The following is a 23819-nucleotide window of genomic DNA, read 5'->3' as shown; positions in this document are numbered from 1 at the left end:
CGTCTTTACGCACAAATAACTAATAGGAATGAATATAGAACGACCAATATATCTGCAAAGGTTAATTGACCGACGCCACAATGGAATGGTAAAGATCATTACTGGATTGCGTCGGAGTGGCAAATCGTATCTGCTCTTTACACTTTTCTGCCAGTATCTTAAAGAACAAGGGATAGATGACACCCAAATCATCAAGTTGGATTTGGAGAACATTTATAATGAGCGTTATCGAAACCCTTTACCCTTGTTGGATTACATTAGCCAAAGGGTAACAGATACGAAGGAATACTTTATACTCATAGATGAGATACAGTTGCTTGACCGTTTTGAGGAGGTGCTGAATACGCTGCTGAAAAATCCACAATTAGATGTGTATGTCACGGGCAGTAATGCACGCTTCCTGTCAAAAGATGTTGTGACAACCTTCCGTGGTAGGGGCGATGAGTTACGCATCCACCCATTGAGCTTCAGCGAATATATGTCGGTGAAGCCAGATGCGCCTTTCTTGGAAACACACCTCAATGAATATATGCTTTTGGGAGGATTGCCCCAAACGGTAACGATGGCCACAGAACAACAGAAGAAGGGCTATCTGCAACAGCTTTTCTCCAATACCTACCTTGTCGACATCAAAGAAAGGTATAGCATACGAAACGATGATGATCTGGAAGAACTCATTGACGTCATGGCAAGTAGCATCGGAAGCCTTACCAATCCACAGAAAATAGCGAACACCTTCCATTCTGCAAAGCGGAGTACCATCACCAGAGATACTGTCAAGACTTATCTGGACTACATGCAGGACGCTTTCCTGATGGAGCGTGCCGTTCGCTACGACATCAAGGGTCGTAAATACATTGATACTCCGGCAAAATACTATTTTGAAGACTTGGGATTACGCAATGTCCGATTGAATTTCCGCCAGACAGAACACACACACTTGATGGAGAATCTTATATACAATGAGTTGCGGATGCGTGGCTATTCTGTGGATGTAGGGCAGGTTACCCAAAATACGAAAAACGCAAATGGAAAAAGTGAACGCAAGCAGCTTGAAGTGGACTTCGTATGCAACAGAGGGCAGGACAGAATCTACATCCAGTCGGCTTACGCTTTGCCATCTGAAGAAAAAACGAAACAAGAACTACGATCGCTCAAACAGATTAAAGATAGTTTTCAGAAAGTTGTTATTGTAGGAGGCATGCAACCCACTTTCCGCAACGATGACGGCATACTCATCCTGAACATTTTTGATTTCCTGCTGAAGCGAAGTGAACAGATACTGTGACCCTCAAAAGAGGGCTTCGACATTGTCATCGGGAACCCACCGTATGTAAAGGAATACGTAAACCGACATGCCTTTGATGGGTTCCGTGAAGCAAGCTCGTATTATATGGGGAAAATGGATTTATGGTATGGTTTTGCTTGTCACAGCATAGACCTGCTCTGCCAAAACGGACACCTTTGTTTTATTGCCCAAAACAATTGGACAACAAGTGCAGGTGCAAAGAAAATGCGAAGTAAAATAGTGTCTGATGCCCGTATTCTGCAAATGCTTGATTTCAATACTTATATGGTGTTTGAAAATGCAGATATACAAACAATGATTATGTTGTTTGAGAAAAACTCAACTGCAGATAACTATGGGTTTGATTATCGTATATTGATGGAAGGTGCAAACAAGGAAGATATGCTCGCTTTGCTTAACAAGCAAATTCGTAGAACAATATATCGAATACAAAAGTTTAATCGCACAAAGTTTGCCAACAAACTTTTTACTTTCTCTGAAAAAAATGTAATATTCGACAAAATATCTAAGAACAAAGTTTATCTTCAAGATGATGAAGTTGCTCAAGGAATTGTTTTTCCACAAGATTTCTTAAACAAAAAGGGTGCTGCAAAATTAGAGAATAGATTTCCGATAGGAAGCGGCATCTTTGGTTTGTCTTATGACGAGAAGAACAAACTAAACCTAACGGATAATGAGAAAAGTATCATCAAGCCATATTTCTCTACAGAACAGGTTGGAAGATATTGTACCATACCTTCAAATTCAAAATGGTTGATCTATACTGACTCTTCATTTAAGAAAGCTGATAGTATGGATAATTACCCCCATATAAAGGCACATCTTGACCAATTTATTGATATTTTTACATCTGACAATAAACCTTATGGCTTACATCGTTGTAGAAAAGAAAAATTCTTTCAAGGTGAAAAAATAATATCCCTTCGTAAATGTGTTGAGCGTCCCTGTTTCTCCTATTCTGATTTTGACTGCTATGTTTCTCAAACATTTTTTTCTATCAAGACTTCACGATGGAATATGAAGTTTCTCACAGGTGTTCTAAACTCCAAGTTAGTTGCTTTTTGGCTTCGTCATAAGGGGAAAATGCAGGGGAGTAATTATCAAGTTGATAAAGTTCCTTTACAGGGAATTCCTTTGCCATTGATTGATTTATCTCTTCAACAACCAATAATAGATTTAGTTAATGCAATTCTTACCAAAAAAAAACAGAGTCCCCAAGCGAACATATTAGACTTGGAAAACTCAATTGATCGTCATATATATAACCTTTATGGTCTATCTGAGGGTGAGATAAAGATAGTGGAGGGTTTTTAACCTTCCACTATTCTTATATCTTCCTCAGATAATCCATACAGGTCATATACAAGGAGGTCTATCTCGCTTTCTATAGAAGAAACATCTGCCTGTTTGTCTGCTGCCTTGGCATTAAGGATGCTGTCTACTTTTAATGCAATTTCTTTCTGTTGTTCTCTTGTCCCTATAGCAATAGGGAGTGATTCTATTGTAGCTGCTTTAAGCGTATACGCCCCTCCTGCTGTCATCACACCAATAAAACTAAAGTAATAATGCAGCAATTTACTATTTAGCAATCCAAGAATAAATCTTATAGGAATGTTTTTTGAAGTCAGTATATAAGCATTACTTGGCAAATAATTCTTTTCTATATCAAGAGTAAATGCCCATTTGTCAGCAGTAAGTCCCCATATAATTTTCTCTGATTTCTCGAATTCGCTATAATAACTTGCTGCACATCTCTGCAAGGCATACCATTCATATCTTATGCCTGTTTCATCTTTATTTCTTGAAGCCAACTCATTTTTATATTGACTCAACCTGTAATAAATTGAAGGGTATTGTTCTTTTAGAGCGTTTTCCGCTTCAATGGAGGCACCTGAAATATTATTATTTTCTAAAGGGAAATGCCATGGAATAAATAACAAATTTTCTTTACTCTCATTGTAATACCACTTTCTAATATTACGCCCTTGTAGCATATTCTTTATAACTTGGCTATTTTTATAATCCTCTGCTATAAGACTATCACGTTGCTCATTCGATATGATAAATGCAGGGTTATAACCAGTAGTAACCCCACGATATATCTTCACACCCTCAACATCCTTTAAAAGTAAATGTTTTTTTTCTATTTTCTCTTTCAACATTAACTGGCTAATATCAGAAAACGACCACTCCTTGTTATTGAGATGGTCTTGAGAGTAGACACCAAATACATTCTGACGTTCAACAAATTGCCGTTTAAATTCTTGAAACTTTAGTTTATAAAACTTCTCATAAATAAAGAGGTTCTTTGGTTTCTTGTTTCGCTTAGAAACATTAAAGATCACACTTGAAACCAAAACATCTTCAAATACTTCTACTTGCTCGAAGTTGAGAATGATGTTGATGTGTTGAGAAGAAAGTTGACTTCTTACTTTCTCACCATACCCAGTGTTAAAGAATTTGTTGGTGGTGATGTATGATATAATTCCCTTTTCGGCAAGGAGATTCAAACCTAACTCGTTAAAATAAATGCTCAAATCTGCCGTGCCAGAATATACAGCAAATTTTCCTTTAAGAGTGCTTGCAATGTATTTTAGTTTTTTCGCTTCAATATACGGCGGATTGCCGATGACAATGTCGAAGCCCTCTTTTGAGGGTCAATGATAGACGCCATGCTCCTTCCATCCTCCCTGCCGGCAATTTACAGGCAGGTGGAGACCTGCATAAACGAGGTAACGGTAGAAAGTCGTCTTTGACACTTTCAGTCTCCGAGCAATAAGCGTCTTTTCCGTTCCCTTGGCCAGTTCTTTCACGATATAGTCATGCCGGCCGGCGCATCTGGGATTAAGTCTGCAGCGGAAGCCACGGGGATGTCCGAGTATCCCCCCCTCCGCCTTCTTTCTTGCCAGAGCCTCCTTCGTCCGCTGGCTGATGAGGTTCCGTTCTATCTCCGCCGACAGTCCGAAGGCGAAGGCGAGCACCTTGCTCTGGATATCATCCCCGAGGCGGTAGTTGTCTTTGATGGTCCACACGCGGCACTCCCTGGTCATGCAGATGTTCAGGATTTCCATGATCATGAAAAGGCTGCGCCCCAGACGCGAAAGCTCGCTGCAGATGATGATGTCGTCCTTTCCGACTTTTTTCAGCAGTCTGCCGAGCTGGCGTTTCGTATAGTTCTTCGTCCCGCTGATGGTCTCTTCTATCCAGTCATTCACCTCCAGGCCCTGTCCCTCGCAGAACCGGGTAATCTCGAAGCGTTGGTTTTCCACCGTCTGCTTGTCGCTGCTCACTCTGATGTAACCGTAAATCATATATAAATTGAATTTAAAACCACTTTGTATAAGAAACGGACCGGGACCGTAAAATTGTGGGACGGCAGTCTTCTTCCCCACGCCATCCGCTTTCTGAATGATTCCGGGAAGTCCTCCCCGGCAGGTCCTCTCCGCACGTCTCTGCACGTCGGTTCACAACACGCTGTATCACAAAAGGTTACAGACTGCATCGAGAAGAGGCCTTTCTGAGGTGCAACCAAGGCCCTTCTGAGGTGCAGACAAGGCCCTTCTGCAACGCAGGTAAGGCCCTTTCGGATTCCGCCCGGCCCCCGATGGCCCAGCACAGGGGGAAAAGCCCGTTCCGCACCGGCTTCCGTTCCCGCTCCGCTCAGATTATCCCCCGGCTTGTTTCCTGTTCGGGAAAAGTTTTGTATATTTGCCTCTGATTTCACGGAAGCACCTCCGAACGGCAAAACAACACAGATGAAGACAAGAAGGCTATACAGAACGGCAGGGAGATGGGCGGCGGCACTGCTGCCCCTGCTGCTGGCGGCATGCAGCGTCCCCCACGAGCAGGAGGCTGATGCCTGCAACGAAAAGGCATACGCCTTCCATTACCGCAACCTCGACTCCGTCGGCCTGTATGCCCGGCGGGCGTACGGACTGGCGAAACGGTACGATGCCGGAAGAGCGGAGGCCCTGAACAACCTCGCATTCGCCGACCTGATGAAGATGCGCTTCACGGAGGCCTACGCCCGGCTCGACTCCGTGCTCCGGACAACCGACAACCAGGTGGAGCTGCTGGTGGCCGACATCCAGCTCATGCGTCTCTGCCAGCGCGAGTCGCTCAACAAGGAATTCTACGACTACTACGAGAAAGCCCAGAAGCGGCTCCACCGCATCGAGGAGGACGAACGCCTGCTCTCCGACCGGCAGCGGCGGCGCATGGTCTACGCACGGACGGAATTCGCCATCGTCACGTCCACCTATTATTATTACGTGGGACTGGAGCAGCCGTCCGTCAGAGCCATCCGCCAGATCAACCCCGACGGCGAGATACAGACCGACATGGCACAGCTTCTGGCCTACTACTACAACATCGGGGCAGGCGGCATCATCACCACGGGGACGCAGGCGGAGATCAACCAGCGCGAGTTCGACTACCTCATGCACTGCTACATGCTCGCACGCCGGCACGGCTACCCCTACTGGGAAGCGAACTCGCTGCAGGCCCTGAGCGAACACCTCGTCAACGACCGGAACCGCCGGACGCTCATGCGCGACAACCTGCCGTCGTTCCAGTTCCTCAACCTCGACCACATGCCCGACAGCCTGCTGGCCGGAAACCTCGCGCAGCGGTCGCTCGCCATCTTCCGGCAGTACGGCGACGTCTACCAGACCGCCGGCTCCTACCGTACGCTGGCCTCCTGCTACTGGCAGATAAAGGACTACCGATCGGCCATCCTCTGCCTGCAGAAAGCTCTGAACAGCAACCCGGCCATCCGCCAGGCCCCCGACCTCGTCGCCTCCATCCGCGAACAGCTCAGCGTGGCTTATTCCGCCATCAACGACAAGCAGCAGAGCGACTACAACCGCAACATCTACCTCGACCTGCAGGACGAGACCCGCCAGGACCGTTACCTCGCCTCGCGCGCCGAGCAGCTTGACCGCACCTCACAGCAGCTCAACCTCATCATCGCCGCCGTGGCACTCTCCATCTTCATCGTCTTCGCCCTGCTGGTGCTCTTCCACTACCTGCGGCGGAGGAGGGACAGCCGGCAGTCGCTGGACGACCTGCTGGTGCCGCTCGAACAGTGGCGGCGGCAGAACGAAATACACCGGGCGGAAGTGGCCGGACGGTATGACGAGACGGCGGAACAGCTCGACCTCAACCGGATCCACCTTGTAGACAACCGGCGCAAGAACCTCGAGCAGCGGGCGAAGGTGTCGCTCGTCAACAGCGTCATCCCCCTCATCGACCGTATGCTCCACGAGATCGCCATGCTGAAGAAAGGCGGCGAGAGCGACACGCTGAAGGCGGAACGCTACACGTACATCCGTGAACTGACCGACAAGATCAACGAGCTGAACGCCGTGCTCACGGAGTGGATCCAGCTGCGCCAGGGCCGCCTGTCGCTCCACATCGAGAGCTTCCCCGTGCAGCAGGTGTTCGACATCGTGAAGAAGGGACGCATGGGATTCCAGATGAAAGGCATAGACCTCCGTGTCGCTGACAGCACCGCCGTCGTCAAGGCCGATCGGGTGCTGACGCTCTTCATGGTCAACACCCTTGCCGACAATGCCCGGAAGTTCACCCCGGCAGGCGGCAGCTTCACCGTCAGCGCGGCGGAGGGCGACGGCTATGTGGAGATTTCCGTCGCCGACACGGGCTGCGGACTCACCGAGACGCAGCAGGCACATATCTTCGACTACAAGCCCATCCACGACCAGACGGACAGCACCTCGCACGGCTTCGGGCTGATGAACTGCAACGGCATCATCAACAAGTACCGCAAGATCAGCCGGATCTTCTCCGTATGCCGCATCGGCGTGGAGAGCCGTGAAGGCAGGGGAAGCCGCTTCTTCTTCCGCCTGCCGAAAGGCATCGGCCGCACGGTCGCCGGCATCCTCCTTGCCGTCTGCCCCCTGGCGGCGGCATCCGCACGCACCGCCAGAGACATCGACAAGGCGGCGGCACTGGCCCGCCACGACTACGGCACCCTGGCCGGCATCTACGCCGACTCGGCTTACTTCTCCAACATCAACGGCTCCTACGCCCAGACGCTGGCCTACGCCGACACCTGCAGATACTATCTCAACAGGCTCTACCTCCGCCTGCGCCCCAAGGGAAAGGAACTGATGAAGCGGACGGGGCCCCTCCCCAACATCCCGCCGGAAATAAAATGGTTCCACGAGGGCGTGCCGATGGACTACAGCGTCATCCTCGACATCCGCAACGAGAGCGCAGTGGCCGCACTCGCCCTGCACGAGTGGGACCTCTACCGATACAACAACTCCGTCTATACCCACCTCTTCAAGGAGCGTTACGCCGACAGGTCGCTGGGCGAGTACTGCCGGATGATGATGAAGTCGGAGACGAACAAGAACGTGGCCATCGCCCTGCTTGTCCTCTTCCTGCTGGCCATCTTCCCCGTCTACTACGTGATGTACTACCGCCGCCGCCTCTCCTACCAGTTCTGTCTGGAGCGTGTGAGACACATCAACACCATCCTCCTCAGCGACGTCAGCGAAGAGGAGAAGCTCCGGGAGGTGGAGCGCGGGGCAAGCGACAGGTTCCCGCCGCGTCTGCTGGCCATCGTCACGCAGATAAGAGACGCGCTCCACGCATCGGTCGAGGAGGACCAGAAGAGCCAGGCCGACCTCGAGATGCTGGAGGACGAGGTGCGCTGCGTCGAATACGAGAACGAACGCCTGCACATCAGCAACAGCATCCTCGACAACTGCCTGTCGACGCTCAAGCACGAGACGATGTACTACCCCTCGCGCATTCGGCAGCTCGTCGACGGGGCTGACGCCCAGCTCGAGGCCATCGACGAACTGGCCGTCTACTACAAGGAGCTTTACCTGATACTGAGCCAACAGGCCATGCACCAGGTGGATGCGGTGAAGCTCATCGCACGGCACGTAGACCTCACCACACTCGTCAGCAGGTCGAAGCTGACGGCCCCCGTCGACACCGCACCGGCGGTCAGCGGCGACCCCGTCCTCATCGCCTACCTGTTCGACATCCTGTACCAGAGCAACCACAGCCAGCCCCTCGCCGTCAGTGCCGGAGAGGGACAGCCGGGATATGTCGTCCTGCACGTCCTGATGTCTGCGCTCCACCTGCCGGACGAGGCGTGCCGGCAGCTGTTCCAGCCCTCGGCCGCCCATCTGATGTCCTTCATCTGCCGGCAGATCGTACGCGACAACGGCGAGGCGACGAACCGGCGAGGCTGCGGCATATCGGCAACGGCGACACCGGAAGGCGTGCGTGTGCAGATCGTCCTGTCAAAAGACAATCAAGAAACAAAAAGAAAAAATACGTATGGAGAATTTTAAAGTCATCATCGTCGAAGATGTACCCTTGGAACTGAAAGGGACGGAAGGCATCTTCAGAAACGAGATTCCGGAGGCCGAAATCATCGGGACGGCAGAGAGCGAGACCGCCTACTGGAAACTCATCAAGCAGCAGCTGCCCGACCTTGTCCTGCTCGACCTCGGACTGGGCGGATCGACGACCGTCGGCGTGGAAATCTGCCGGCAGACCAAGCAGGGCTACCCCAATGTGAAGGTGCTGATCTTCACGGGCGAAATACTGAACGAGAAACTGTGGGTAGACGTTCTCGACTCCGGTGCCGACGGCATCTGCCTGAAGAGCGGCGAGCTGCTCACGCGGGGCGATGTGGCGAGCGTCATGTCGGGCAAGCGGATGGTGTTCAACCAGCCCATCCTCGAGAAAATCGTGGGGCGGTTCAAGCAGAGCGTCAGCAGCATGCTCATGCACCAGGAGGCCATGGTGAGCTACGAGATCGACGAGTACGACGAGCGTTTCCTGCGCCATCTCGCCCTGGGCTACACCAAGGAACAGATCACCAACCTGCGCGGAATGCCCTTCGGCGTGAAGAGTCTGGAGAAACGGCAGAACGAGCTTGTGCAGAAACTCTTCCCCGACGGCAACAACGGCATGAGCGTCAACGCGACGCGCCTCGTCGTAAGGGCACTGGAACTGCGCATCATCGACATCGACAACCTCCATGCGGATGAAGAGTAAGCTGGGCTGGACCGTTCTCGTGTTCGTCACTGCCCAGCTGGCATTGATCCTGCTCTCCTGGCTCATCACGGCGGCCTTCCCCGAGCTGCCCATCCGTTCGCTGCTGAGCAGCGAGGGTGTCCGGTGGTTCTTCGGTTCTTTCACCGCCAACCAGCTGACACCGCTGCTGGCATGGTTCATCACGGCGGCGATGGCCGTGGGAGCGTGCGTCCGCAGCCGGCTCTGGGCCGCTTTCTGCACGAAGATGTCCGGGCTGCTGCACAGACGGGACAGCACAGACGGCCGGCAGGGGCTGCACTACCGCGAACGGATAGGCCTGCGCCTGGCACTGGCAGAGTTTATGGTCTATGTGGTCATCATGCTGCTGCTCACCGTCGTCCCCCACGCCATCCTCCTGAGCGTGACGGGCGAACTCTTCCCCAGTGCGTTCTCGTCGAGCCTCATCCCCTCGCTTTCGTTCGTCCTCATCGTCATGTCGCTGTCGTACGGCGTGGCGAGCGGTACGGTGGACAGTGTCGCACGTATGCACCGGGTACTCGTCGGCGGGCTGGAGGCCGGGGTGCGGATCGTACCGGCCTACGTCATCGGCGTGCAGCTGTATATGTCGCTGCTGTATGTGTTCATGTGGTAAGCGAGGATAGGCGAGAATAGGTGATGGTAAGTGGAGATGGGTGGTGATAGCGGGGATGGGGGATGATTGGCCTTTGAATCTTAGAAGCCGCCGCCCATCGGTGGCCGGCCGCCGCCTGCACCCGGGCCAGGACCAGGGCCCATGCCGGGTCCTCGATGGTCGAAAGGCGGCGCATCCTTCGGTCTCGGCATGGCATTCCTGCCGCCGAACAGGTTCAGCCGGTAGGTGGCACGCAGCATGATGTAGCTGTTGATGCTGTTGTACTCCGTGTCGGTACGGCTCACGGCGCTGATGACCCGTGACAGATTGCTCTGCCGGTGCAGGATGTCATAGAACTGCAGGCTGACCGTCAGCGCATTGCCTTTCAGCAGGCTCTGCGACAGCTGTGCATTCCACAGCAGCTCGTTCGTGTTCAGCGAGGCATCGCTGTAACCGCGGCGGCTGGTCTGGTGAAGATCGGTCGACAGGCTCATGTTCCACGGCAGGCTCAGGCTCAACGTGCCGCCATAAGCAAACTGCCAGGTATGCAGGTTGCTGAAGCTCTGCAGGTTGTTCTTCGTCCGGGTAAAGTCGGCCGACCCGTCCAGTTCCAGTTCCAGCCAGCTGTTGCGGTAGCTGCCGGCGAGGCGTTCGCCCAGCGTCAGCGATTTCGTGATGTTCTTCTGCAGACTGCTTGCGAAGTCCGGCTGCAGAAAGCTGACATAACGGTTGAAACCGGCACGCGTGAAGGTATGGATGTTCCATACACCGGCCGAATCGATGCTCGTATTGTACATCACAGCCGCATCGGCATCCCAGTTTCCGTTCACATTCATGGGTTTCACCGTACGTGCTCCGCTCACCGCATCATAGCTGACGCTGTTGCCGATGGCGTTGCGTGTGGCGGAGAAATTGGCAAAGGTCATCAGTGCCTGTGCATGGCTCTGCCGGAAAGTGTTGTAGAAGAGTCGGAAACGGTGGGTGAAGGCCGGTTCCAGCCCGGGGTTGCCCACGGAAATGTTCTGCGGGTCGGTATTGTCGGTGATATTGAGCAGCTGGCTCATCGTCGGCTGTGTCGCCGTTCCCTTGTAATTGATGCGCAGGTTGCTCTGCTCGCTGAAACGGTAACGGAAGTCGAACGTCGGGCTCCAGTTCACCACCGTCCGTGCCGTGTCGACGTGTACACCGAGATAATCCTGCCTGTAAGTGGAACGCTGAGGCTGCAGCATCACGCCCACGTTCATCTTCCACTTGCTGCGGATCATGCGCAGCATCACCTGCACGTCGTGTGTGTAGGTGCGGTATTCCGAATAACGGCTCAGACTGCCGTCCAGATAACTGTCCACCGGCTGTGCCAGCAGACCGAGATAGCTGTTCCACGCGCGGTAAGCCGGATGCACACCGCTGAATGTCGCTGCGGGCAGTGCCGAGAAATCGTAGGTATCGCGGTTGCTCTTCGAGAGACCGTACTTGAACTGATAGCTGAACTGCAGGTAGGTCTTCCGGGCTATCGGCTCGCTGTAAGTCGCCTGCACAGCATAATCCCGGCTCTTCGTCGGCATGAGGTTGAACCGGTACGCCCGGTAGGTGGAATCGTTGCCGAGTGCGTCCCGCAGCTGGAAATACTGGAGGTCCTGTGTCGAGAAAGTCCTGGAGTCGGCATCCGTATAGTCGCCGTCCATGCGCAGCGTCACGTTCCGTCCCTTTTTCCCCAGCCGGCGGTTCACCTGCAGCATCGCCCCCAGCGAAGCGTTGTCGCCGTAGGTGATGGTCGTATTCTGCTGGCTGTTCACCATCAGTCCCCTGGCTTTGAGCTGTGCAATGGCCGCTGCCGACAAGGGGTCGTCGACGGTCTCGTAAGGGTCGGCGCTATAGGCGGCCGACGTGCTGACAGTCTGTCCGTCGTTCTTGCTGACCTGTATATTCGGGCGGAACATGATGTTCCAGACCGAATCGGGCCGCCACTCCAGACGGAACCGGCCGTCCCAGGAATTCGTCCGGGTGTACTGCTGTGAGAGGCGGTTGGAGAAAGAGCCCTGCTGCGCCACGAAGTTCTCCGCAGCGATGCGTGCGTCCAGGTCGCCGTCGGCATGATTCCACCGCACACTGCCATCCCACTGCAGCGACTGTCCGTTGTCGTAGTTCATGTTCAGGCCGACCATCTTCGTCGCATTCAGTCCCTGCCGTACACCGCCGAAGCCGCCGCGCGGTCCGCCGCCGAAGCCCATGTCGTTGATGTTATTCGCCGAGACGAATCCCATCATCCGAAACTTGTCGTTGAAGTAGGCCGCCATGCCGCGTTCGGAATAACGGTGCTTCGTCCCGATGCCGAGGTCGATGCTGGAGAAAAGTCCCTTGTTCATCCCCTGCTTCACGCCGAAGTCCAGGACCGTAGACTCGTTGCCGTCGTCGATGCCCGTCACACGGGTGAGGTCGCTCTGCTGGTCGTAGGCCTTTATGGTCTGTATGATGGAAGTGGGGAGGTTCTTCATGGCGGTCTTCGTGTCGCCCACCATGAATTCTTTTCCGTTGACGAGAATCTTCTTCACTTCCTTGCCGTTGATCTTGATTGTCCCGTCGTCCGACACCTCCGCCCCGGGCAGCTTCTTCACCAGTGCCTCGATGGTCGAGCCCTCCGGTGTGCGGTAGGCCGAGGCGTTGTATTGGAAGGTGTCGGCCTTCACGACCACTTTCGGTGCGCTCGCCACCACCTTGACCTCCTTCAGCGTGTGTGCGTCTGTCTGGAAGTCAAGCTGTCCGACGGAGACATCCTGCTCATTGGCAATCGTTACGTTCTGGAAGATCGTCCTGTAGCCTACATACGATGCCTTCAGGATGTATCTGCCGTTTGCCGGGGCAGTCACCTTGAACATACCGGTCTCGTCGGAGGTGGCTCCTACTACGTAACTGCTGTCCTGCTTCAGCAGCTGGACGACGGCAAAGGGCACGTGTTCCTTCATCTCTCCGTCATAGAGTGTTCCTGTAATTGTCCTGTTCTGCGCCAGCACCGCCACGGTGACGGGAAGCAGGAGGACAAGTATCAACAGTCTTTTTACCATAAATGTCTTTTCTGATTATCTGAACTAAAACGTGAGATATGACGCCTGAGACATGACAAGGTTTAATCAAGGGGAGTGTTTTTCAGCGTTTTTCAACGGGAGGGGAGACAGGCGGGAAGGGACGATGATAACAGAGATGGGCAATGCCGGGCAGGAAAAAACGAACTTGTAGATAATCGATGGGGGCTATCATTTACGCACACTGATTCTTTGCTGTCAGTGTGCCGAGGGCAAACACGAATGGTGTCGAGGGTGTACACCCATGGTGTCAAGGCTCAGTACGGATCACGTTAAGCATGATAATAATCGGATAGAAGCAGTTTGTTTTCTTGAAAGATCTACTGTCCCGGAAAAACGATGACAGACGGGACGAGCGATGATGAGCGGGGACAGGCAACAGGAAGTCGTCATTGTGTACTGTGTCCTCCCCGGTCTTACTCCTCGATTTCGGACAGGCTTCTGACGAAGTTGTGGAAGAAATTGCTGGTTGTCTCGACCGGCGCATAGCCCATGTAACGCAGACTCCGGCTGAGGTTGCGGCGGAGAACGGCGTTGTTGTTCTGCACGAAGCCGGCGGAGTTCTGCCTGAAATGCCATTCCTGTGCCGTGTCCTTCGCCAGGTCCGACACGCTGCGGAGTGTCAGACGATAGGCTTTCTGGTCGGTCCTGGCGACGAAGGGCAGTTCGTCTTGCTCGAAACCGAAGACCGAGATAAGCACGTTGCCCTGCAGTTCCGCCATACCGTGGAGCTGCAATGCCGTCAGCCAGCCGTCGAGTTTGACGAAGTCGACCTTGTCGCCGCGTGTCCGCAGATACTCGCCCATCGTGATGATCCCTCCCAAATTCATGCCGCGCGTGAGCATTACCTCTGAGTTGGCTACAATGAGCTTCAGCATATCGAGAGCCTCGACAGAGGTGTCGATACTGTGCAGCTCGTTGTACATGAGGTTCCTCAACCTGCGGTTCAGGAACGTGCTGCTGAGCCGGGCTGTCTTCGGTATCCGGGCCGCCAGTGCTTTCCTCTCGCTCATTCTCGCCTTGATGTCCCCGATGACATCGTCCGGCAGGTTCAGTCCCTCGTCCGACGTATGTTTGACAATGCCGCTGACAAATACCGGCATCACCTGCTGTGCCTCCACCATCTGCATGAGTCTCCGCCACTTGAAAGGTGACATCGGTTCGATGCTCGACTGTGTGCCGAACGCTCCTGAACAGAGGATGCGGAAGAAATTACGCTGTATGATGTCCATTGAAGAAGAATCGATTGTTTGCATGATGATAAGCGATGATAAGCGGGGAGAGGCGGGGATGAGAGGGATGAGAGGGATGCTATGAGTAGCGGCGGGGATACTGGAAGAGGATGGACAGCAGGGCCGTGATGCCCAGTGCCATGGGATAATACAGATGAGGAATGATGCTCACGGGATTGATCTTGGCCAGTCCGGCAGCCATCAGCAGCTGTGCGCCGTACGGAATCAGCCCCTGAACGCAGCAGGAGAAGGTATCGAGGATGCTGGCCGCCTTGCGCCTGTCCACACCGTACCGGTTGCCGATCTGCCGTGCTATGCCGCCCACGGTGAGGATGGCCACCGTGTTGTTCGCCGTGCAGATGTCCACCAGACTCACGAGGAAGGCAATGGTCAGTTCTGCCCCTTTTTTGCCGTTGACGTGGCGTGTGACGATGCGGATGAGATAGTCGATGCCGCCGTTCTCACGGATGATTTCCAGCATTCCGCCTGCCATCATCGTGATGATGATCAGTTCGCCCATGCCCGTGATACCTGTTCCCATACTCGAGAACCAGCCGAAGACATCATAAGTGCCGTCGACGATACCGATGGTGCCTGTCAGGACAAGTCCGATGGTCAGCACCGCCATCACGTTCATGCCGAAGACGGCACAGAGGAGGACGGCCATGTACGGGATGATTTTGTAAATGCTGACAGATGCAGCCTGCCCTGTCGTATGCAGGTCTTCGCCCATGAGAACATAGACAAGGAGGATGAGGACGGCCGCCGGTGCGGTGATGAAGAAGTTGACCTTGAACTTGTCGGCCATCTTGCACTCCTGCGTCCGTGTGGCGACGACCGTCGTGTCACTGATGAACGAGAGGTTGTCGCCGAAGAACGACCCGCCTGCCACCACCGCCACGACGAAGGGCAGCGAACTGCCTGTCGAGGTGGCGACGCCGGCAGCGATGGGTGTCAGGGCGACGATGGTCCCGACACTCGTCCCGATGCTGATGGAAATGAAGCAGGCGGCAAGGAAAAGCCCCGGCAGCAGCAGGCTGCCCGGCAGGACCGACAGCGTCAGGTTGACGGTAGCGTCGATGCTGCCCATCTCCTTGGCCGAGTTGGCAAAGGCTCCGGCAAGCACGAATATCCAGAGCATCATCATCATGTTGTCCGTACTGGCCCCCTTGCTGTAGATTTCTATGCGCTTCGAGAGCGGATAGCCTCCGGAGACGGCAATGGCGAAGATGCTGGAGACCATGAATGCCACGGTAATCGGCACCTTGTAGAAATCGCCGGACACGATAGACGTGACCAGATAGAGCACGATGAATACGAATAACGGACTCAGTGCGAGGAGTCCTTTCCTGTTTCCTGTCATTGGATGTTCTGTGGGCGGGGATAGGCGATAATGGGCGATGATGGGCGATGATAAGCGGGGATGGGCCTTATCCTACCATATCCTTTCTTTCGGAGGGGTTGGGGGAGGGCTTCTACTCCACCGCTTTCCTGTACTGTCTGAGCAGCCACTCCTTCTGCTGCGCTATCGTCATGTCGCTGTTGTCGAGTTCGATGGCATCGTCCGCCTTGCGGAGCGGTGATACCTCACGGTGCGAATCGATGTAGTCGCGTTCCTGCACGTTCCGGAGGATGTCTTCGTAGTCTGCTTCCATGCCTTTCGCCTTCAGCTCGTCGTAGCGGCGGCGGGCACGCACCTCGGCTGATGCCGTCACGAAGATCTTGAGCTCGGCATCCGGGAAGACCACCGTCCCGATGTCGCGTCCGTCCATGACGATACCTTTCTCCGCCCCCATGCGCTGCTGCTGTCCGACCAATGCCTTCCGGACAAATGGAAGTGCGGCTATGGGACTCACGTGCGCCGACACCTCCATGGTGCGGATGTCGTTCTCTACATTCTCTCCGTTGAGGAATGTGTCCGGACGGCCGGCCTCCCGGTTGAGGCGGAAGCTGATGTGGATATTCTCCATCTGTTCCTGCAGCTCCTGTTCACGGACTGTTCCGTCGGGACGGAAGAGGCCGTGGCGCATCGCATAGAGCGTCACCGAACGGTACATCGCCCCTGTATCGACATAGATGTAGCCGATTTCCTTTGCCAGATCTTTTGCCATCGTACTCTTCCCGCAGGAGGAGAAGCCGTCGATGGCGATGGTTATTTTCTTCATTGCGTGTTGTTTGTTAGCGTGCTTCCCGGCAGCCGGTTCTATATCTGGTTCCAGTTCACCCTCGTGATTTTCCCGTCCTTGACGGTCGCCGAGAGGATGTAGTTGCGCCGAGACCTGCCGCCCTTGCGTTCGATGTCGAGCGTGGCAGGCACTTTCAGGTGAAGCTCTGCACCGTCATCGTTGCTGTCCTTGGTGATTTCGGCCGGCGATCCGAGATGCCAGTTGATGGTCTTGACGTCGGCCTGATAGAGTCTGTCGGTCATGTAACGCCGGATGTCCTTTGCCGTCGAGCCGCCTGCACCGAGGAAGTTCAGCGAGGGTGCCACGGCACCAGCAATCTTTTCGCTGCTCTTGCTGTTCATGCCTTGCAGCAGCTGGCGAACGGCACCGACAGCCGCCGTCTTCTCACCGTCCGATACCGTGTGTACAAGAAGCGTCTTCAGCTTCTCGTCGGCCTCCTTGCTGTGCAGGCCTGCGGCGTGCTGTGCCTTGTAGCCGAGGTATGCGTTCTCGTCGTTCTTTTCCACCGCCTGCGCCCAGTCTATCTCATCGATCCGGGCTTCCACCTCACTGCGGTGTTCCGTGTCGGGGTGTTTAGAGAGGAACTGCTGCAGCGCCGCTTTCGAATTGCCGGCCATCGCCGCCGCCAGTTCTCTGTCGGCATCCTGCCGGCTGTGGTCGGCGGTCACCAGCGTCTTCAGCCGTGCGGCGACGCTGTCGCGGTGCGTCTTCGGTGCGGAGGGATTCTCGGCGAGGTAGTTCCGCAGGACGGTCGGTTCGTCGCTGCCGAGGGCCTGTGCATAGGCTTCCTGCTCGCTGTTCGCCCTGCTCATGTCCGCTCCCTGGTTGTACAGGAACAGCAGTACGGCCGCCGTGATGGCGGCGATGAGCAGCGAGACGGCCAGCGAGACGTGGCCGTGCTTCTGCGGAGTCTCTCCTGCGGCGGCTTCCTGCACGGCCTCCGCAGCGGCAATCGCCTCTTCGTCGGCGGCATCGTCGATGATGAAGTCCGCATCTACCGTCTGTTCCTCCACCTCGCTGCCGGCTGAGGAGCTGTCCGCTGTTCCGTGTGCTTCCTCCTTCCCGCTGCCGGCCTCGGGCACAGCGGCGGCGGATGTCTCCCTGCTGCCGGCCCCGTCTTCCGCCACCGGCATCACGACAATCGGACCGGCCTTTCCGCCGTTCTCTTCCTGTACGCCGGCAGGCGACTTGCTTCCGGCCTCCGTTGCGTCAGTCTCCGTATGATGGCAGTTCGGGCACGACGGTTCCTCCTTGAGATAGAGTTCTCCGCAGTGGGAACACCTGACGATGTGTCCCGCTATCTCCACGCCGCAGCTCGGACAGACGGGAGCTTTGTCGCTCACTTGATGGCCACATTCAGGGCATTTGATGATCATTGATTCAACGTTCGATTATTGTGATTTTACCGATTCTCCTTGCCTTTTCTCTCTTGTGTACGGGGGCTATCGCCTTCGCCGGTAACGTATCTCGCGCATACTGTGCTTCCCCATCAGCCGCGACTTGTCCACGTATCCGTTCACACCGTTGATGCGTCCCTTTCCGGTGTACTGCCAGGCGAAGATGTCCCTGCCGTCCTGCAGTACCGGCTCGCGTCCGTTGTACTGTGCGATGAAGAGCTTGTATCCGTCCAGTGCCCCGCTGAGGTAGCGGTCGTAGAAGTTGGTGTAGGTGTAGACGAGCGGCCTTACACCGTACTCCCTTGTCATGAGGACGAGGAACCGCTGCAGACTGTCGCGCAGGGCTTCGCGTCCCAGTCCGCCGGTCGTCTCGATGTCGACCATCGGGATGAGGTCCTGGTCCTGCGGGCGGCACTGCATACGGAAGTTGCGCAGCTGCTCTTCCTGCGGTACGGCGGGCCGGTAGAAGTGGTAGGAACCCACGTTCATGCCGTACCGCTGCGCCGCCTCGATGTTGTCGAGGTAACGCTGGTCGGTGCGCGACCCGCCCTCGGTCGCCTTCAGATAGACGTAGTTGAGCTTGTGGTTGCTGTTCTCGGCCACCATCTCCCACCACACGTCACCCTGGTAATGGCTCATGTCGAGACCGTGGATGTGGCTGCAGGTGTCTTCGCACTGGATGTTGTACTGTGCGCGGAGGCCTGTGAAGGAGAATATGCAGAGGATAAAGAACAATACTTTTTTCAATTCCATAACTGCAAAGGTAACACTTTCTGTTGAGATTGTGGTTTGAAAAGGATATAATTTAGTTTTTCTTAATCCATCCTCCTGCTGCCGGAAGCCTCTTCCAAGACCCTCCGGACTGAGGGAGACGCAGCGGACCGGGACAGGCGACGGCGGCCGCCGTAGAGGCCGCCATTCAGAAGCAGTGCCGTTTCAGGAAGTCCCCGTACTGGTTGCGGTAGCCGTTGAAGACGTTGATGTCTACGTCGCCGTGGATACCGCGCACCCTCCCGTCGGGGCTCAGCTGCCAGTAAATCAGTTTGATGTTGGGTTTGTATTCGCCGTAGCGGGCGATCCAGACGAGATAGTTGTCGCCCAGGTCGGGTGCCTGCGGCAGGTAGCGGTTGGCGAACATCTGACTGACGTACAGGATGGGGCGCCGGCCCGTGCGCTGCCGTACACGTGTCAGCCAGGCACGGATGCTGCGGAACATCGCCTCCGCGCCGCCCATCCCGGCAATCTGTGCATCGCTCGGCTCCACGTCCAGTACCGGCGGAAGGTCGCCCTTGCCGAAGCGGCTGCACTTCAGGAAATGGTCGGCCTGTGCCGCACCGGGCGACGTCGTGGAGAAGAAGTGGTAAGTCCCCGTGCGGATGCCGTGCCGACGCGCCTCGGCGTAGTCAGTAAGATAATAGGCGTTCAGCACCGTGCAGCCCTCCGTCGACTTCACGTAGGCGAACGAGACGGGATAGTCTACCCTTCCCTTGACGGTCTTGCTGCTCAGCGTGCCGAGGTGGGTGATGCGGAGCCTGTTCCAGTTGATGTGGTAGTATCGGCCCTGCTGCTCATGCTGGTGTCTCGAGAGGTCGATGCCGTAAATGCGGTCGGCATTGTACGTGAGGCGTTCGCCCTTGAAGACCCCCTTCTTCCATTCGCCTACCTGCAGATACTCGTGGGGGGCGACATAGATGCCGAACCCGTCGCGGAGGCCCTCCTTCCAGTGTCCGTCGTAGAAGCGGCCGTCATCGCCGTAGAAGCGGCCGTAACCGTCGGGGCGGCCTTTCCGTATCTCGCCGTCGTAGCGTCCGCCGTCCACACGGATGCCCGCAGGCCCCGGAAGCGACGGTCTGGGCGGATGTTGCCGGTAGTACCGCTTCAGCTCGTCGGCCGCCTTGCCGGCACGCAGGGACGTGGTGACACGGAAGGGTGTCATGCCGTTTTCGGTCTGCAGGAGCACGGCATTCCGCTCACGTAAGATTTCCAGACGGTTGCAGACGGTCCGTTTCCGCCGGCCCGGCACAGTGATGGAATAGCTGTTCAGCTGGCGGATGCGGAGCCGTGCATGGGAGGTGACGATGCCGTGTACCGCCTCCAGCACCTTCCGGAGCGAGTCCATCCGCTGCACCACCACCTCATGGTAGTCGGCGATCTTGTTGTAGCCGTAGTCCTGCACACTGTGTACACGGAGGTAGTAACCCAGCTCGTTGCGCTGGGTCTGCAGGCCGCCCATCTCCGCATCCATCCTGACAAGCGTGCGGAAGAGCAGCCGCCGCACGGCATCGTTCCCGAGGTTGACGACCGCCGCCGGCCGGTTGCTCCATCCCGTGACGATCCGTCCGAAGCAGGAGGGGACGACAGGCAGGCGGTTCACCCAGTAGCCGCGCTGCACCACGCAGCGTGTATGGACGGAATCCCGGCTGACCGATCCGCCCGTGAAGACCGAGTCGGCATAGTCGGCGAAATAGGCCGCTGCCTTTCCGTCGGCCTCCAGCACGTAGCAGGATGCCTGTCTGACGGTCACGGCACTCTCCTCCACCTCCTGCCGTGAGGGAGGAAGGGTGCGGAGAAAAAGACCGGCGAGGAGGAGTACGGCCGCAATGCCGCCTCCTGCATACAGGATCTGCCTGGCAGGACGCAGTTGACTCATCTGGATGAAGTTTTTTTTAACGACGCTGCAAAGTTACCAATAATTCTCCAGCTTCTCCCCCCATGCAGCGGAAAAATCATGAGACCGAGCTGAAATGTCCTATTGGCAGAATGATTCCGGGAAATCATCTGTTCCCCTGGTCTCTGTGTCAGACCATTCTCTACAGTCCGGGCAAATCCGTTCTTTTTTCCGGGCAAGGAGGCGGCCGCCATGCAGGGAAACTCCGCCTCATGTTCACCTGCATTCCGAACAGGCGTTACCCGCGTTTCAATCGGGCCTTACTTGCGTTCCAACTAAGCCTTGTCTGGCGTGCAATCAGGCCTTACTTGGACTGCAATCAGGCCTTACTTGCAACGCACCTACAACCTACTGTGAAACAGGGAGATGTGGAAGGGTGAAAGAACAAGGGAAGCCGATCATCCGGCAGCCTCCGCTTCCGGCCGGCATCCCCATTATTAGGTATTTCGCCTGCAGGGGATGGCTGTTCTGTTTTTTTTCATTACCTTTGCTTGTCAGGCGGCCGGACGTACGGCCACTCCGGCAGGAGCAGGAGCCGTCGGGACTCCCGGGCGGACGTTGCCGCACGCAGCAGGCACAAGGGAACGGCAGCGGTATCATCGTGAATGGTGAATGCCGGATTTTGAACCAGAAGCTTATGAAACTATCAGAATTAAAGACCGGCGAGACCGGCGTCATCGTGAAGGTATCGGGACACGGCGGATTCCGGAAACGCATCATCGAAATGGGATTCATCAAGGGCAAGGCCGTCGAGGTGCTGCTCAACGCCCCCCTGCGCGACCCCGTGAAATACAAGATCATGGGCTATGAAGTCAGTCTGCGCCACAGCGAGGCCGACCAGATCGAAGTGCTCTCGGAGGAGGAGGCCCGCAGGCTGGAGAAAGCGGAGGTCCGTACGGCCCGCAACGCCGCCCTGCCTGCCGACCCCGGAGACGGCAGCGACAAGGAGCTGACCCCGACCGAGCTGTCGGATGCCGCCGACCGCAAGAGCCGTACCATCAGCGTGGCACTCGTGGGCAACCCGAACTGCGGCAAGACATCGCTCTTCAACTTCGCCTCCGGGGCACACGAGCGGGTGGGCAACTACTCGGGCGTGACGGTCGACGCGAAGGTGGGCCACGCCGCATACGACGGCTATCAGTTCAACCTCGTCGACCTCCCCGGCACGTACAGTCTCTCGGCCTACAGCCCGGAGGAACTCTATGTGCGCAAGCAGCTCGTAGACAAGACGCCGGACGTCGTCATCAACGTCATCGATTCGTCCAACCTGGAGCGCAACCTCTACCTCACCACACAGCTCATCGACATGCACGTCCGCATGGTCTGCGCACTCAATATGTTCGACGAGACCGAACAGCGCGGCGACAACATCGACGTCCGTCGGCTCTCCGAGCTGTTCGGTGCGCCGATGGTGCCGACGGTATTCACCAGCGGACGCGGCGTGAAGGAGCTTTTCAGGCAGGTCATCGCCGTCTACGAGGGGAAGGAGGACGAGTCGCCCTGCTTCCGCCACATCCACATCAACCACGGACACGAGATAGAGAACGGCATCCGGGAGATGCAGGAGCACCTGAAGAAATACCCCGAGCTGCGCCAGCGGTATTCCACCCGCTACCTCGCCATCAAGCTCCTCGAACACGACAAGGACGTGGAGCAGCTCATCGCACCGCTGGGCGACTCGGCCGAGATCTTCCGGCACCGCGACACCGCCGCCGCACGCGTGAAAGAGGAGACGGGCAGCGACAGCGAGACAGCCATCATGGATGCCAAGTACGGCTTCATCCACGGTGCGCTGGAAGAGGCGGGCTTCTCCACGGGCGACAAGAAGGACACGTACCAGACGACACACCTCATCGACAAGGTGCTCACGAACAAGTACCTCGGGTTCCCCATCTTCTTCCTGATCCTGCTGGTGATGTTCACCGCCACGTTCGTCATCGGGCAGTACCCGATGGACTGGATCGACGCCGCCGTCAGCCGGCTGGGCGGCTTCATCGCCACCCACATGCCCGACGGACCGGTGAAGGACATGCTCGTAGACGGTGTCATCAGCGGCGTGGGAGCGGTCATTGTCTTCCTGCCGCAGATCCTGATTCTCTACTTCTTCATCTCCTACATGGAGGACAGCGGCTACATGTCGCGCGCCGCCTTCATCATGGACCGCCTGATGCACAAGATGGGACTGCACGGAAAATCGTTCATACCGCTCATCATGGGCTTCGGCTGCAACGTGCCGGCGGTGATGGCGACACGCACCATCGAGAGCCGACGCAGCCGCCTGGTGACGATGCTCATCCTGCCGCTGATGAGCTGTTCGGCGCGCCTGCCGATCTACGTCATGATCACCGGCTCGTTCTTCGCCATGAAGTACCGGTCGCTCGCCATGCTCTCCTTATATATAATAGGTATCGTGATGGCGGTCGTCATGAGCCGTCTCTTCTCGGTCTTCGTCGTCAAGGGCGAGGACACGCCGTTCGTGATGGAGCTGCCGCCTTACCGCTTCCCGACGTGGAAGGCCATCGGACGGCACACCTGGGAGAAAGGCAAGCAGTACCTGAAGAAGATGGGCGGCATCATCCTCGTGGCATCCATCATCGTATGGGCACTGGGCTACTTCCCCCTGCCCGACGACCCGCACATGGACCGGCAGGCACGGCAGGAACAGAGTTACATCGGACAGCTGGGCAAGACGGTCGAGCCGCTGTTCCGGCCGCAGGGCTTCAACTGGAAACTGGACGTGGGACTGCTGGCCGGCGTGGGGGCGAAGGAAATCGTGGCCTCGACGATGGGCGTGCTCTATTCCGATGACGACAGCTTCTCCGACGACAACAGCTACAGCGACGAGACGGGTAAATACACCAAGCTGCACCGCCTCATCACGCAGGATGTCGCCAAGCTGCACGGCATCAGCTACCGTGAGGCTGAACCGGTCGCCACGCTGACGGCGTTCTGCTTCCTCCTCTTCGTACTGCTCTATTTCCCCTGCATCGCCACCATCGCCGCCATCAAGGGCGAGACCGGCAGCTGGCGGTGGGCGCTCTTCGCCGCCGGCTACACCACCGTGCTGGCCTGGGTGGTCAGTGCCGCCGTGTTCCAGGTGGGGATGTGGGTGATGTGAGGAATCTCCCCAAGCTCCTAATGTCTCCCCAAACCCCACCGAAGGAGGGGATGTGGTGGGTAAGGTGGGATAAGTCTTATCACCGCTTACCCACGCTTATTACCGCGTTATCACCGCTTATCCTCGTTTATTGCCGCCTATCCCCGCTTATTGCCGCCTATCTCCGCTTCCCCTCT

15 protein-coding genes and 1 pseudogene are annotated in these 23819 nt (G+C 56.1%); 7 read left to right on the top strand and 9 right to left on the bottom strand.

The features are described from left to right. The first annotated feature begins 28 nt into the window (after positions 1-28). The 3 genes and pseudogenes from DYH27_RS10100 (at position 29) to DYH27_RS13700 (ending at position 2623) form a co-directional block, all read left to right on the top strand. Positions 29-1288 carry an ATP-binding protein gene (locus tag DYH27_RS10100; RefSeq protein WP_025067214.1) on the top strand — a complete coding sequence of 420 codons (1260 nt, stop codon included), beginning with the start codon at positions 29-31 and terminating at the stop codon, positions 1286-1288. Positions 1289-1306: 18 nt separating this feature from the next. Further along, positions 1307-1825: pseudogene (locus DYH27_RS13705) on the top strand (Eco57I restriction-modification methylase domain-containing protein); the annotation flags it as partial. A gap of 276 nt (positions 1826-2101) precedes the next feature. Then, positions 2102-2623, top strand: coding sequence for a TaqI-like C-terminal specificity domain-containing protein (locus tag DYH27_RS13700; protein ID WP_317047483.1), 522 nt, complete (start codon positions 2102-2104; stop codon positions 2621-2623). Here DYH27_RS13700 and DYH27_RS10090 read toward each other — a convergent pair. Both DYH27_RS10090 and DYH27_RS10085 read right to left on the bottom strand, forming a co-directional pair. Further along, positions 2620-3939 carry an Eco57I restriction-modification methylase domain-containing protein gene (locus tag DYH27_RS10090; RefSeq protein ID WP_081640763.1) on the bottom strand — a complete coding sequence of 440 codons (1320 nt, stop codon included), beginning with the start codon at positions 3937-3939 and terminating at the stop codon, positions 2620-2622. The genes DYH27_RS13700 and DYH27_RS10090 overlap by 4 nt on opposite strands. Before the next feature lie 27 nt (positions 3940-3966). Beyond that, on the bottom strand, positions 3967-4620 hold the full coding sequence (locus DYH27_RS10085; RefSeq protein WP_029216502.1) for a master DNA invertase Mpi family serine-type recombinase: 654 nt from the start codon (positions 4618-4620) through the stop codon (positions 3967-3969). Positions 4621-5064: 444 nt separating this feature from the next. Between DYH27_RS10085 and DYH27_RS10075 the strand changes: the two genes are divergently transcribed. From DYH27_RS10075 to DYH27_RS10065, 3 genes are read left to right on the top strand one after another with little or no spacing between them, the layout of a single operon-like run. Continuing rightward, the gene (locus DYH27_RS10075) at positions 5065-8643 is read left to right on the top strand and encodes an ATP-binding protein (protein ID WP_025067210.1); all 3579 of its coding nucleotides are present in this window, start codon (positions 5065-5067) and stop codon (positions 8641-8643) included. Then, positions 8630-9355: a DUF5932 domain-containing protein gene (locus tag DYH27_RS10070; protein WP_029216503.1), complete on the top strand. Its 726-nt coding sequence runs from the start codon at positions 8630-8632 to the stop codon at positions 9353-9355. Before DYH27_RS10075 ends, DYH27_RS10070 begins: the two co-directional genes overlap by 14 nt. Continuing rightward, the gene (locus tag DYH27_RS10065) at positions 9345-9986 is read left to right on the top strand and encodes an ABC transporter permease (protein WP_013671871.1); all 642 of its coding nucleotides are present in this window, start codon (positions 9345-9347) and stop codon (positions 9984-9986) included. The genes DYH27_RS10070 and DYH27_RS10065 overlap by 11 nt, the downstream gene beginning before the upstream one ends. 80 nt (positions 9987-10066) lie before the next feature. On the opposite strand, the gene DYH27_RS10060 is transcribed toward DYH27_RS10065, so the two are convergent. The 7 genes from DYH27_RS10060 to DYH27_RS10030 all read right to left on the bottom strand — a co-directional run bounded on the left by DYH27_RS10060 (position 10067) and on the right by DYH27_RS10030 (position 20507). Then, entirely contained in the window at positions 10067-13024 is a 2958-nt protein-coding gene (locus DYH27_RS10060) for a TonB-dependent receptor (protein ID WP_025067209.1), read from the bottom strand. A gap of 434 nt (positions 13025-13458) precedes the next feature. Further along, positions 13459-14274, bottom strand: coding sequence for a hypothetical protein (locus DYH27_RS10055; RefSeq protein WP_013671869.1), 816 nt, complete (start codon positions 14272-14274; stop codon positions 13459-13461). Positions 14275-14353: 79 nt separating this feature from the next. Further along, positions 14354-15637 (bottom strand): Na+/H+ antiporter NhaC family protein, encoded by a 1284-nt coding sequence (locus DYH27_RS10050; RefSeq protein WP_029216504.1) that lies wholly within the window; start codon positions 15635-15637, stop codon positions 14354-14356. Positions 15638-15749: 112 nt separating this feature from the next. Next, a complete protein-coding gene (gene cmk / locus DYH27_RS10045) occupies positions 15750-16439 on the bottom strand; it encodes a (d)CMP kinase (RefSeq protein WP_025067207.1) in 690 nt (229 codons plus the stop codon). Between the two features lie 38 nt (positions 16440-16477). Beyond that, positions 16478-17836, bottom strand: coding sequence for a zinc ribbon domain-containing protein (locus DYH27_RS10040; protein WP_025067206.1), 1359 nt, complete (start codon positions 17834-17836; stop codon positions 16478-16480). A gap of 66 nt (positions 17837-17902) precedes the next feature. Further along, positions 17903-18610, bottom strand: a complete 708-nt coding sequence (locus tag DYH27_RS10035; RefSeq protein ID WP_025067205.1) for a glycoside hydrolase family 25 protein — start codon at positions 18608-18610, stop codon at positions 17903-17905. Between the two features lie 166 nt (positions 18611-18776). Continuing rightward, entirely contained in the window at positions 18777-20507 is a 1731-nt protein-coding gene (locus tag DYH27_RS10030; RefSeq protein ID WP_029216505.1) for a GH25 family lysozyme, read from the bottom strand. Between the two features lie 655 nt (positions 20508-21162). Here DYH27_RS10030 and feoB point away from each other — a divergent pair. Then, on the top strand, positions 21163-23643 hold the full coding sequence (gene feoB / locus DYH27_RS10020) for a ferrous iron transport protein B (RefSeq protein WP_025067203.1): 2481 nt from the start codon (positions 21163-21165) through the stop codon (positions 23641-23643). Positions 23644-23819: the final 176 nt, after the last annotated feature.

Source organism: Prevotella denticola, from assembly GCF_900454835.1.
Lineage (GTDB): Bacteria > Bacteroidota > Bacteroidia > Bacteroidales > Bacteroidaceae > Prevotella > Prevotella denticola.
Note: the sequence above shows the minus strand (reverse complement) of the source record. Positions and strands in the feature narration are given on the sequence as shown.

Excerpts from the sequence above, each read along its gene's own strand:
- DYH27_RS10100 (WP_025067214.1), top strand. The coding sequence starts at position 29 with ATGAATATAGAACGACCAATATATCTGCAAAGGTTAATTGACCGACGC.
- DYH27_RS13700 (WP_317047483.1), top strand. The coding sequence starts at position 2,102 with ATGGATAATTACCCCCATATAAAGGCACATCTTGACCAATTTATTGAT.
- DYH27_RS10085 (WP_029216502.1), bottom strand. The coding sequence starts at position 4,620 with ATGATTTACGGTTACATCAGAGTGAGCAGCGACAAGCAGACGGTGGAA.
- DYH27_RS10075 (WP_025067210.1), top strand. The coding sequence starts at position 5,065 with ATGAAGACAAGAAGGCTATACAGAACGGCAGGGAGATGGGCGGCGGCA.
- DYH27_RS10070 (WP_029216503.1), top strand. The coding sequence starts at position 8,630 with ATGGAGAATTTTAAAGTCATCATCGTCGAAGATGTACCCTTGGAACTG.
- DYH27_RS10065 (WP_013671871.1), top strand. The coding sequence starts at position 9,345 with ATGAAGAGTAAGCTGGGCTGGACCGTTCTCGTGTTCGTCACTGCCCAG.
- DYH27_RS10060 (WP_025067209.1), bottom strand. The coding sequence starts at position 13,024 with ATGGTAAAAAGACTGTTGATACTTGTCCTCCTGCTTCCCGTCACCGTG.
- DYH27_RS10055 (WP_013671869.1), bottom strand. The coding sequence starts at position 14,274 with ATGGACATCATACAGCGTAATTTCTTCCGCATCCTCTGTTCAGGAGCG.
- DYH27_RS10050 (WP_029216504.1), bottom strand. The coding sequence starts at position 15,637 with ATGACAGGAAACAGGAAAGGACTCCTCGCACTGAGTCCGTTATTCGTA.
- cmk (WP_025067207.1), bottom strand. The coding sequence starts at position 16,439 with ATGAAGAAAATAACCATCGCCATCGACGGCTTCTCCTCCTGCGGGAAG.
- DYH27_RS10040 (WP_025067206.1), bottom strand. The coding sequence starts at position 17,836 with ATGATCATCAAATGCCCTGAATGTGGCCATCAAGTGAGCGACAAAGCT.
- DYH27_RS10035 (WP_025067205.1), bottom strand. The coding sequence starts at position 18,610 with ATGGAATTGAAAAAAGTATTGTTCTTTATCCTCTGCATATTCTCCTTC.
- DYH27_RS10030 (WP_029216505.1), bottom strand. The coding sequence starts at position 20,507 with ATGAGTCAACTGCGTCCTGCCAGGCAGATCCTGTATGCAGGAGGCGGC.
- feoB (WP_025067203.1), top strand. The coding sequence starts at position 21,163 with ATGAAACTATCAGAATTAAAGACCGGCGAGACCGGCGTCATCGTGAAG.